This window comes from Radiobacillus kanasensis (assembly GCF_021049245.1).
Classification (GTDB): Bacteria; Bacillota; Bacilli; order Bacillales; family Amphibacillaceae; genus Radiobacillus; species Radiobacillus kanasensis.
In genome coordinates, this window is record NZ_CP088020.1 from 3,288,013 (window position 1) to 3,300,043 (window position 12,031).

The 12,031-nt window shown below is 34.8% G+C and carries 10 protein-coding genes; 4 read left to right on the top strand and 6 right to left on the bottom strand.

The window, feature by feature from the left end; all coding sequences use genetic code 11:
• Window positions 1–16 precede the first annotated feature (16 nt).
• Entirely contained in the window at window positions 17–916 is a 900-nt protein-coding gene (locus KO561_RS16850; protein ID WP_231094479.1) for an LCP family glycopolymer transferase, read from the bottom strand.
• Window positions 917–1,274: 358 nt separating this feature from the next.
• On the opposite strand from KO561_RS16850, the gene KO561_RS16855 reads away from it, so the two are divergent.
• The 4 genes from KO561_RS16855 (at window position 1,275) to KO561_RS16870 (ending at window position 5,031) form a co-directional block, all read left to right on the top strand.
• The gene (locus tag KO561_RS16855; protein WP_231094481.1) at window positions 1,275–1,592 is read left to right on the top strand and encodes a DUF3870 domain-containing protein; all 318 of its coding nucleotides are present in this window, start codon (window positions 1,275–1,277) and stop codon (window positions 1,590–1,592) included.
• Between the two features lie 112 nt (window positions 1,593–1,704).
• Complete coding sequence (locus tag KO561_RS16860; RefSeq protein ID WP_231094482.1) at window positions 1,705–2,871, top strand: DUF819 family protein; 1,167 nt, start codon at window positions 1,705–1,707, stop codon at window positions 2,869–2,871.
• A 52-nt stretch (window positions 2,872–2,923) separates the two neighbouring features.
• Window positions 2,924–3,988, top strand: a complete 1,065-nt coding sequence (locus KO561_RS16865; protein WP_231094484.1) for a dipeptide epimerase — start codon at window positions 2,924–2,926, stop codon at window positions 3,986–3,988.
• Between the two features lie 26 nt (window positions 3,989–4,014).
• Window positions 4,015–5,031, top strand: a complete 1,017-nt coding sequence (locus tag KO561_RS16870; RefSeq protein ID WP_231097214.1) for a C40 family peptidase — start codon at window positions 4,015–4,017, stop codon at window positions 5,029–5,031.
• A gap of 793 nt (window positions 5,032–5,824) precedes the next feature.
• On the opposite strand, the gene murJ is transcribed toward KO561_RS16870, so the two are convergent.
• The 5 genes from murJ to KO561_RS16895 all read right to left on the bottom strand — a co-directional run bounded on the left by murJ (window position 5,825) and on the right by KO561_RS16895 (window position 12,031).
• Complete coding sequence (gene murJ, locus KO561_RS16875) at window positions 5,825–7,354, bottom strand: murein biosynthesis integral membrane protein MurJ (RefSeq protein WP_231094486.1); 1,530 nt, start codon at window positions 7,352–7,354, stop codon at window positions 5,825–5,827.
• A 20-nt stretch (window positions 7,355–7,374) separates the two neighbouring features.
• Window positions 7,375–8,445, bottom strand: a complete 1,071-nt coding sequence (locus KO561_RS16880) for a glycosyltransferase (protein ID WP_231094488.1) — start codon at window positions 8,443–8,445, stop codon at window positions 7,375–7,377.
• 2 nt (window positions 8,446–8,447) lie between these two features.
• Complete coding sequence (locus KO561_RS16885) at window positions 8,448–9,731, bottom strand: oligosaccharide repeat unit polymerase (protein ID WP_231094489.1); 1,284 nt, start codon at window positions 9,729–9,731, stop codon at window positions 8,448–8,450.
• A 165-nt stretch (window positions 9,732–9,896) separates the two neighbouring features.
• Complete coding sequence (locus KO561_RS16890) at window positions 9,897–11,006, bottom strand: DegT/DnrJ/EryC1/StrS family aminotransferase (protein ID WP_231094491.1); 1,110 nt, start codon at window positions 11,004–11,006, stop codon at window positions 9,897–9,899.
• A gap of 11 nt (window positions 11,007–11,017) precedes the next feature.
• Window positions 11,018–12,031 carry a Gfo/Idh/MocA family protein gene (locus KO561_RS16895; protein ID WP_231094493.1) on the bottom strand — a complete coding sequence of 338 codons (1,014 nt, stop codon included), beginning with the start codon at window positions 12,029–12,031 and terminating at the stop codon, window positions 11,018–11,020.

The following is a 12,031-nucleotide window of genomic DNA, read 5'->3' on the forward strand; positions in this document are numbered from 1 at the left end:
CTTCGTCATAACCATATTAAGAAGCACTCTTAACCAGCATCTTATGAACCTTCGAAATCTCCTCATCCGTCACAGCCATATAGTATATACCATCAATGGTTGTTCCAGTTCCTTGCAGCTGATAAGTAGCAAAGTTCTGTCTTGTATCTTTGTAGTTAAACATCAAATTCTTCATATCTTCAAAGTTCATGTTCGTTGCCATGTTGTTTCCTAATACATCCATTAATTCACTAATCTTACCTACAGAACCTAGATTAGCTCCTTTATCTATAATTCCTTGAATTACTTTTCTCTGACGTTCCGTACGACCGAAGTCACCACGTGGATCTTGTTTTCTCATACGAACATATTCAAGGGTTTCCGTCCCATCAAGGTTAACGTTACCTAATCCAAAATCACTAAAGGCAATCTCGTTGTTAATCGTGATACCACCTAGCACATCAACGGTCTCAGCCAAGCCTTCCATATTTACGCGAACAAAATAGTCTAGTTCTATATCTAGCATATTTTCCACCGTTGCAATGGACATCTCTGGTCCACCGAAAGCGTAGGCATGGTTTATTTTATCCATTGCTCCTTTACCAACGATTTCCGTTCTCGTGTCACGAGGTATGCTCACTAGTTGTGCACTATCACTACTCGGATCTAGGGAAAGAACCATTAGTGCATCCGATCTCCCTCTATCATTTCCTCTAGCATCTACCCCTAGTAAAAGAATATTAAGAGGCTTCTTTTCCTCTACTTTCTTTTGGACTACATCTCTATCAATGGTTTCGACAGGTTCATAGACTTTCTTGTTTACGGTTTGTTTGGCATCGTTGTAAATACTGAATGCGTACGTGCCTATTCCGAGAATGATTACTCCAATAACGATTAAAGAGATTTTTAACCATTTTCTGCTCTTTTTCTTCTTCATTTTTCCTATTCCTCCACTATAAGAAACTATTAACCAAACGATGTATAATAGTTATAATCATTTTTAGACAAAAGTCCCTACTAATTTACAAATATTCTCATTCATAATACCATATTCATTCATCATTTTGAATACCAATTATAGGGACATAATTTCCCAAATCCAGCATAGTCATCAACTAAACAATCCAAATAGAAAGTTATGAAAATACATTTCTTGTTGAAAACGCATTCATAATATGCTAGAATTCTAAACGAATAACCTCCGAGAGCATCTGCATTTCAAGATGGACGCCGTTTCGTTACTGGAACAGCCCCCCACTTGAAAGATGGAGGATCTTTCTGGAGAGTGAAAAGCGATGTATCCCAAGAGTACTATATATGTTCTCGGGGAAGCGAAATCCCCAGGGAATAATGCGATAACAAAAGAATATGATTCTTTCTTTATTGGTTTTGTTGTCGATACTACAAACAATCTTATTGTTGATACCGAGTGTACTTCCATGTTGGATATTACATCTAAATTTGTAACTAGCATTTTCGTTGGTCAGAGTATGGCTGACTGTGATTGGATTGAGGATGAGGTTACCTCACGATACTTTGGATCTTCACAGAAGGCCATTATCGTAGCTTTCAAACAAGCTCATAAAAAATATATGAATGTCCTACATAAGTAGGAAGCTGCTTTATCTTACAATACGTGGATAAAACCCAGCTGCTAGAAGGATAATCCCTTTCTGGTGGCTGGGTTTTTCATATTTAAGCAATAACAAAAAGGAGGAATTCTATATGATACAAGAAGGTTTTTTGTATCTTGGTGTCGTGATCGGTTTAGCCGGCTTAGTTGCCTGGCTTGAATCTGGATCAAAGAGCAAGTTTTTTAAAGTAGTACCTGGAATTGTACTTATTTATTTTGGTGGCGCCATTTTGAAAACGACCGGCATTATTGGATCAACAGAGGCGGTGGATGCAGCTTATGGAAATGTCCGTGATGTATTGCTACCGATGCTTATTCTATTGATGCTATTAAACTGTGATTTAAGGAAACTAGTAAAACTCGGCCCCAAAATGCTAATTGGATATTTTACGGCTTCGATTAGTATTATTCTAGGCTTTGTTTTGACTTATTTGTTGTTTCAAGGTCTATATGCATCAGAAACTTGGAAAGCGTTTGGTGCATTGGCAGGAAGCTGGACTGGTGGATCAGCTAATATGGTTATCATTCAGGGAATCTTAGAAGTACCTGAAAATATCTTTGGTTACGCACTTATCATGGATACCGTCAATTACTCTACATGGGTAATGATTATGTTCTGGTTAGTTCCGTTTGCTGCTGTATTTAACAAATGGGCGAAATCAGATACATCCCACCTTGATGAAGTAAGTGCTGAGTTAAAAGAAGAACATGAGGAGAACAAAGACAAATCCACTAAGTTTGTACATCTGATGGGATTAATTTCATTAGCCATTTTTGTTTCTGCAGTAGCAGCAAAAATCGGATCTCTTCTTCCATCGTTTGGAACTGTTGTAAATGCAACGACATGGACCATTTTAATTGTTTCCATTGCTGGTGTTGTCTTAGCGATGACAAAAGTATCCAAAGTACCTGGTTCTATGGATGTAGCTAATGTTCTACTTTATATCGTTATCGCGCTTATCGCATCACGAGCTGACTTTTCTCAGCTGTTTCAGGCACCCATTTACATCGTATCCGGATTTGTCATTTTAGCTGTCCATGCAATCATTCTTATGATTGCGGCACGTCTCTTTAAATTGGATCTATTCACTCTTGGGGTTTCCAGCCTTGCGAATATCGGTGGAATGGCCTCTGCTCCGCTTCTTGCAGGAGCTTATCATAGATCCTTAATTCCAATTGGGGTTTTAATGGCTCTGGCCGGTTCTTTCATGGGAACGTATTACGGTTTACTAACGGCTAAAATTCTTTCCTTACTATAAGAAACTTTGTTTTGCGAAAAAGACTATTAACCTATTAAAGGAGATTACTCACGTGAAAATAGTAAATGTAACTAGCGAGAGACGTGAAGTGAAGTTAAAAAAGCCTTTTAAAACAGCACTTAGACAAGTAACTTCAATTGAAGTAATCGATGTAAAGGTTGAATTGGAAAATGGCGAGATTGGGTTTGGCTCTGCTTCATCCACTTGGAAAATAACCGGAGATTCCATGGAAGGAATGGAAGCTGCTATCCATGGTCCTATTAAAGAAGCAATCATCGATAAAGATATCGTTTCACTAGGGAGTATCCTCACTGATCTACAACGAAGCTGTGTTGGGAATACAAGTGCAAAGGCTGCGGTTGACATGGCATTACACGATACGTATTGCCGAATGTATCAAATCCCTCTTTATGCATATTTAGGTGGTAAGACAAATGTCGTAGAAACAGATATGACCGTAAGCATCGATCACCCTGACGTTATGTATAAAGAAGCTACAGAAATTGTGGACCAAGGCTTCAAGGTATTAAAAATTAAGGTAGGAAATGATGCAAAACAAGATATTTACCGGATTGAGAAAGTGCGTGAGGCTGCAGGTGATCATGTTCATCTGCGCCTCGACGCCAATCAAGGGTGGACCAGCAAACAAGCGGTGCAAATTATTAAACACTTAGAGCGAGAAAACATGGGGATTGAACTTGTTGAGCAACCTGTACCCGCTAACGATATAGAAGGTCTTAAATTTATCCGCGAAAGGGTTGCAACCCCGGTTATGGCTGACGAAAGTGCCTTTTCTCCTAACCAAAGTCTTCAATTATTAAAAACAGGTGCTGTAGACCTGATTAACATAAAGTTAATGAAATCTGGGGGCATTAGACAAGCTTGGCAAATTGCTGACATATGTCAGGCTGCTGGCATTGAATGCATGATTGGGAGCATGATGGAGTCTATTGCCTCTGTAACAGCTGCAGCTCATGTTGCAGTGGCGCACCCGAACATCACCTATTACGACCTCGATGCACCACTGTGGATGGCTGACGAAGGATTGAAAGGGGGCATGCAGTATAACGGAAGTATTGTGGAGTTACAGGACCGAAATGGATTAGGAATTGGTTAAACCATATGGAGGTGTTTTTAGTGAAAATGAAAAAGAAGTGGTTAGTATCTATTCTATTTTTTCTTGCCTTTAGCTTCATGTTCCCAGCATCCTCATTTGCAAAAGAAGCAGAAAAACAAAAGGAAACAGCTTTTATTGATGTCGCAGTTGCTACACTATGGTCTAGCCCCGAAGATATTCGAGAAGGCTTAGATGAACCAGCTCTAGGAAACCCAGTGGACATGTGGCAATGGACAAGGAGCATGTCGGTAGAACAAAAGCGTGACCTTGTAGGAAGATTGCAAACACAGGGACTCTACGGACAAGAGGTTACGATACTAGAAGAACAGGGAGACTGGGCGAGAGTTGCAGTACATGGTCAACCTACACCAAAAAACGAGCTAGGTTACCCCGCTTGGATGCCAAAGGATCAGTTAACCTATGAAAAGAAATTTGCTCAACAAAAAAACAAAAAATCCTTTGCGCTTGTTACCTCTCCTACAACCTGGCTATATAATGACCATAAGTTCGAAGCAAAATTTAAAGAAATCAGTTTTAATACACGACTTCCAGTTATAACTCAAAGACATGGTGCCACTTTAGTAGCCACTCCATCAGATGGGAACAAGTGGATTGATTCCGAAGCAGTTTCTGTATATGGATCCAATCAAGATATTCCAAATCCAACTGGTGCAGATCTCGTTCAAACCGGGAAGAAATTCTTAGGTTTACCTTATCTATGGGCAGGGGCATCTGGATTTGGCTTCGACTGTTCTGGATTTACTCACACCATTTATAAAGCTCATGGTATAACTATACCACGTGATTCTTCCGTTCAAGCGACACATGGGAAACCAGTTGCAAAAGAAAACTTACAAAAAGGAGACCTGTTGTTCTTCGCTTATAATGAAGGAAAAGGATCTGTTCATCACGTAGGTATGTATATTGGAAATGGGAAGATGATTCATGCGCCAAATTCTTCAAGTACAGTGGAAATTATTGAGGTCTTTGAATCGGAGTATTACTCTTCTGAGTTTGCTGGTTCTAGGCGGTATATTGACTAAGTTTGAGTGATTACCAACCTCCTAGACAATTTGGGGAATAAAGGTAAAAAAAACTAACATTAATAAGTACCTGGTAGCCTACTATTAAATTATTAGTGGGCTGCTGTACTTTTGGACCGCCAGATTGGGAATCTAGTTCTATAGTAATTTGATTAGTTATGATGGGGAATAGATTTTAAAATAAGAAGAATACCGTGTGTGCTAGCGTATCCTTTGATATCATGTCTGGATATTTAAAATGGTCATTCTTATTTTTCGACGAGCCAAACATTTAAAACTTCAAGCAACATAAATCCATGGGTCTTATCTTCCACAGCACGCATCACTTTTCGGAATTGCTTGGGTCACTTGCATATTACTGTAGATAAAGACTACCGTAGACAAAAGTTACATCTTTACAGCTTCTCCATCGCAATGTCGGCAGAGCCTTCAACACATCGTAATTATGAATCAAAGTTTCAACTCTCTTAAAGAAGGATTTGAGGTTCCCTTCTCGGAAACTCAATCTATTTTTTATATAAATGACCTTCATTAATTTCGTGCCCCGTATATTCAATCTCATAATTATCCTCTGACCAATTAACTACTTTCTCACCAATATATTCTTCAAATTTTAGTCTACTCTAATCAATGAAATCTGCAAATTCATTGGAGTACCTTGCTCTGTCCAAAACCATTCCATCCACATCATAATTCGTAATCATTTCTTCGGTGATGCTAAATTCAGAGGATTGAAAGTCTTCTCGAATAGGTTTATGAAAGTTGAATTATTATGAACAGTCTTTAAAACTCTTCATCCTAACCTTTTCATTTTCTTCAAAACATTAGAAATAAGAGCCTCAATTTCACTTACCTTAACCAAATAAGTTGGTATTAAATAAAATATTATTGTTACTAATAATATTTTAAATATAAACCAATTTACTGATGTATTAAAAGTTTCATCTAATAGTAATAACACACAAAAATAAAATAATGAACAGATTGTTAACTTTTTAATATCTACGGAAAATACATTAAATTTTATATTTGGTAGTGTTCTTCTCATACTTAAAAGTAGAATTAAAAAGTTCAGGTTCATTGCAATTGAGTTAGCCAATGCCAAACCTTTATATTGAAAGAATTCAGATAATATAATTGCCAACACAATGTTTAATGTTGCTGTGAAAAAACTTACTATTAACGTTAAACGCATTTTTTTTAAAGCAAAAAAAACACGCATAAGAATTGTAGATCCAGAAATACCAAATAAACCCAGGGTATAATAAAAAAGGGCTTCTGAAGTCATTAAGGTCGCTTTTTTTCCAAAAGTTCCTCTTTCAAATGCTAGCTGAATAATTTCCTTATTATATATACCAAAAAGAATTATACATGGAAGTACAAAAAAAGACATTAATGTAAGGCCCGAGTTCAAAATATTAGATAGTTCTTCATCATCATTTATTGCAATGGTTCTACTTAATGAAGGAAATGCTATTGTAGCAACCGCCATAACAAATACCCCTACGGGCAATTGAATAATCTTTAAAGCATAGTTCAGAGCTGCTATACTACCTTCTTCCAAAGAAGAAGCAAAATATTTATCTGTAAACAGATAAATATTATTAAAAAGATAAATAATCATTATAGGAATTGATAAAAGATAAAGCTCCTTCAAAACACTAACTTCGCTATCAAATTGGATTGAAGGATTAAATTGTTTTCTAAAAGAATACAAAAAGACGGATATAAACTGTAAAAATGTCCCCAAGAGAGTTGACCATGCTAAAATTATAACAGAACTGCTGCTTCCCCAAGATAACATTGAGACAACAACTGTTATATTCAACCAAAGAGGGGCCAAAACAGTTATGTTAAAGTGCCTATGAACGCTTAACCAACTTGCATAAATATGATAAGAACCTAAAAACATCATCGATGGTAAGAGTATCACAATTATTTGTTTTACTTGTTTAATTTGTTCTAAATTGAAACCCGGTGCTAACAACTCAATAAGTACATCTAATTTCAAATAAATTATAGTACAAATAACAAGATAGAATAAACTTGATGAAATAGCAGAATAATTTAATACTTTCCAAGCACTTTTGTAGTCGTTCCGCATAATAATTGGTGTCACTATTGGAACAAATGACATCCCAATTGCTCCACCAATAACCGTAGTAACTAATATCGGAAGTGCATTAGAAAGATAAAACATATCTGCATAAATAGAAGTTCCAAACTTTGCGGCTATTACTTGCTCCCTAATAAAGCCCGAAAACCTGCTTAGTAATGATACTAATATAAAAAGAATCGCAATTAATGAAAAACCTTTCTTCACACTATCTCTTCTTTCTATTGTTATATATTATTAATGACACTTTTATAGATTTCGAAAAGTTTCTTCACCTGAAGATCAATAGAATTTTCTTCTACAGTTTTATGAGATGCTTTGATCATTCTTTGAAGTATATCATTATTTGTAAAAAGGTAGTCTATTTTTTCACTAATAGCATTTGCATTATTTACATTAACTAGATAACCATTTACGCCATCTTGTATTATTTCAGGAATTCCCCCAACTCTTGTAGCAATTACTGGGGTCTCACAACTAATGCTTTCTAAAGCTACTAAACCAAAACCTTCATTATAAGATGGCAATACAAATACATCTGCTATGTTGAACCAGTCAGAAACATCTCTTTTAGGTACTGAACCAATAATTCTTACTCTAGAAGCCAGTCCTTCAGTTAATTTATGAATCTTTTCTCTCTCTGGCCCATTTCCAACAATAATGAACATAGTATCATGTTTATCTGGGAATATTTTCATTAATTCAACAAAAGTATAAATACCTTTTTTCACCAGAAGATTCCCAACAAAAAGAATAACTTTTTTATTCATTTGAATATCGTATTTTTGACGTAATTCTTTATTATCTCGTGGATAAAAAAGTTCTCTATTCACACCGCAATTTACTGTATTTACCTTTTTAACATTTACTTCATAGTCACTAACGATACTATCCTTTAGATAATAGCTGACAGTCACTATCCTATCAGTATTGTTAAATATTCTTTTTAATATCCAATGTCCAACTGATGACTTAATATGTGCATCACTTCCATGAACAGTAATAACTACCTTTTTCCGCGTGAACCATTTAATTGGAAATACTAGTAATCCAGTTGGAAAAGCATAGTGTATATGAACTATATCAATATCTTCTGTAAATATTAGTCTAAGTGATTTTAAATAGAGAAGAACATATTTTAAGATTTTTTCAATTTTACTACCACCTTGTTTAGTATTAACGCTTAACTTTATAGATGTAGTTAACTTTTTCAGCTGATCTACTTGCTCCTTAACAAAAATCCCAAATTGAGGAGAATTCATACTAGGGTACATATTAGAGATTATTAATATCCTCATACTCAACCTCCTCTCGTTGTAACTAAAAATCTAATGAAAAATATCAGGAGCAAAAACATAATATGAATCGGATCTAAGAATCCACTATGAATAATATTCAAATTCATCACTAGCAAGTAACTATAAATAAGAATAGAAAATACATCTCGTTTTACCTTAAGGCATTTATAATAATATTGTAATAATGCACCTGTAAGGAACATACCGAAGATAATACCAAGTAATCCAAAATCAACATATAAACTTCCGAGGACTGAGGGTGTTATAGTATTTAAGGTTCCGTTAATATAACGAGTCCCAGTTAGTAGTCCCACGTATTGCCTAGCACTTAAATTGTCTCCAGGTAAAATTGATAAAAATGAAGAACTAATTACTTTTCCATAGTAGAAGTCTTGTAAATCCGGAACTTTACCCCTCAATTCATAAAAAATTTTAGGACCCTCTTGTACAGTTAATAATGCTGGAATTATAGGCTGAAGCAAGTTCATTTTTATAACAGATCCATACTTTTCTTGGAAAACCTCTGTCCCATCTCGTGCTACAATACGAAAGTATGAAAAAGAACCTAATATTATAAATAAAAGCAAGCAAATAATTAATATTTTTTTAATATTTATCCTTTGTATTAAATAATGTCTCATCAACAGCAAAATAATCAAAAATGTAAGAAGAGGTGTACGGTACCCTAGTAAAAATAATATGAATGCTGATAATCCAATCATTACATGAACAGTCAATCGATATTTACTTAATTTAATTGAACTAGCATAAAAAAGGATAGTACCTAGCCAATTCAAGAGTGCTAGATACATAAAATAAGAGCTTACATTGTGTCTTATTTCATTTTCTGCTTCTAGCATTGGTACTCCATAAGAAACAAAGATAACAACCGTAAAAACTAGTCCTACTATAAAAAGAGAAAAACCATACATTGCTAATAAATGATAGTTTATTTGTAATTCATTCATTTTTACTTTTATAATTTTCAGATATAGTCCACCTAATAAAAATGAAACTATACCAATTAAATAATACAAACCATTTTTAAAAAGGTAATCTACTCCTAAAAGTGGAAGAGATCCAATAAAAAAATACGCTAGATATACACCAGAATATGTTATTTCTGGTGAAAAAACATCAAACCTACTAAATAGATAGTTGGATGCAATGTTCAACATTAAATACGTTGCAACTAATCCTATACTTATAAGCATACTTTCCGGAAATAACACTGCACTTAAACCTATTACTATAGACAAAAAAATAATAACTATAACTGACCTCATTACAGGCAAACCCCTTCTACATTAACGTTCTACTAATTTTCCATGGAATCAGCATTTTAGGGATAGGCAACAAATTATTAAATAGTAATTGTTTACGAATAAGTAGAACTATACTCTTATCAGAATATAGTTCTTTTAACGGTAAAAGGAAAACTTTTCATAATATTAATAATCTTTATCAAAATTATTGATCGCATTACTGACAAACTTAATTTGTTCCTTTGTTAATTCTGGAAACAAAGGCAAAGATACGATATCATTTCCATATTTTTCAGCAACTGGATAAGTACCAATAGGAATCTCAAGTCCTTTATAAGCATTTGATAGATGCACTGGGATTGGGTAATGAATTCCGGTTTGAATTCCTTTATCATTTAAATAACTTATAAAAGCCTTCCTCCTCTTTGTACGAATCACATATAAATGAAATACATGGAGAGAATATTCAGCTTCTATAGGTTTAGTAACTTCAGGATTTCTAAGAAGATTATTATAAATCTCTGCATTTTTTCTACGCATCTTCGTCCACTCTTCAATGTACTTTAACTTTATTCGAAGAATAGCTGCCTGAACCCCGTCTAAACGGCTATTGTAACCAGGTACCTCGTGCACATATTTTTCAATACTACCATGTTGACTTAATAATCGAATTTTAGTCGCTAGATCTTGATTATGAGTTACAACAGCCCCGCCATCACCATAGGCTCCCAAGTTTTTACCTGGGTAAAAACTAAAACAAGCAATGTCGCCAATTGAACCAACTCTTTTACCTTTGTATTCAGCACCGTGCGCTTGTGCAGCATCCTCAACGACTTTTAGATTGTAGTTTTTGGCAATGTTCATGATTGGGTCCATATCAGCTGGTTGACCATATAAATGAACTGGTATAACTGCTCTTGTTTTTTCAGTAATTCTCTCTTCTATTTTTGTTACATCAATTGTATAGGTGCTTTTGTCACAGTCTACTAAAACTGGTGTTGCACCAACTGCAGAAATTGCTTCAACTGTTGCAATAAAAGTATTTGCTGCAGTTATGACCTCATCACCTTGTCCAACACCTAACGCTTTTAGCGCTAACCATAAAGCATCAGTTCCGTTTGCTACTCCCACACAGTATTGTGCTTGAGAGTAATTTGCAAATTCCTCTTCAAACTTTTGCACTTCGTCTCCACCAATAAATGCTGCTTGGCTAAATACCTTTTTCACCGCCGACATTACTTCATCTTCAATACTTTCATATTGTATTTTCAAATCTAAAAACGGAACAGTTACCATAAAGCCCACCTCTATACTAGTGTTGTTGTCTTTTTTTCTTTTTTAAATTTTAATAACTTATCTGTTAATCTTAAGACTTTTACAATTTTCAGTCCTTCATACCCATTACTATTTGACAACATTCCAGTATTAATACATTCGACGAAATGTTTTAGTTCAACATATAAAGCTTCTTTTTGATCTAAATCGATTGCTTTACCACTATCTTGATAATACTCATATTGCGCATGTGCTCGATCGTTTACTTGCATTACAACACTTTTTCTGTATAGTTTAACTTTTTCTATTGGTTCGACCTCATCATAAACAAGCATTCCATTTCTTCCTATTACTGAGAACTTTCGTACCTTTTCAGGGTGTAGCCAACTCAAATGAATATTTGCTTTAACGTTATTTTTATATGTTAAGTGTAGATAAGCACTATCCTCGTAATGAGGGTGAATATTGCAGTTTGCTTCTACATCTAGTTTATCAAGTTCAACATCACCCATTAGGTAATTAATAATCGATATATCATGCGGTGCCAAATCCCATATCACATTTGTATCACGTTGAAACAAGCCAAGGTTTAGTCTTTGAGAAGATACTTGTAAGACATCGCCAATTTCGCCAGAATCAATAATCTCTTTCATTTTACGAACAGCACCAGTATATACAAAAGTATGACCAGTCATTAAAGTTAATCCTTTTTGATCTGCTAGTGAACAAAGTACTTTTGATGATTCCACACTGTCAGTTAAAGGCTTTTCAACAAACACATGCTTCCCATGCTCTAGCGCTTCTTTAGCAAATCTAAAGTGAGTAGTTACAGGAGTAGCAATTAAAATCATGTCTACCTCTTCATCTTTTAAAAGCTGAGTATAATCATCGACTGTTAATACATAAGGATATTTATCTCTCATTTTTGCTAGATTAACCGGATCTAAGTCTGCAATATATTTTAACTTTACATCTTTAATAGCATCTAAATTTCTAATTAAATTTGGCCCCCAATATCCACACCCAATTACTCCTGCTGTTAACAT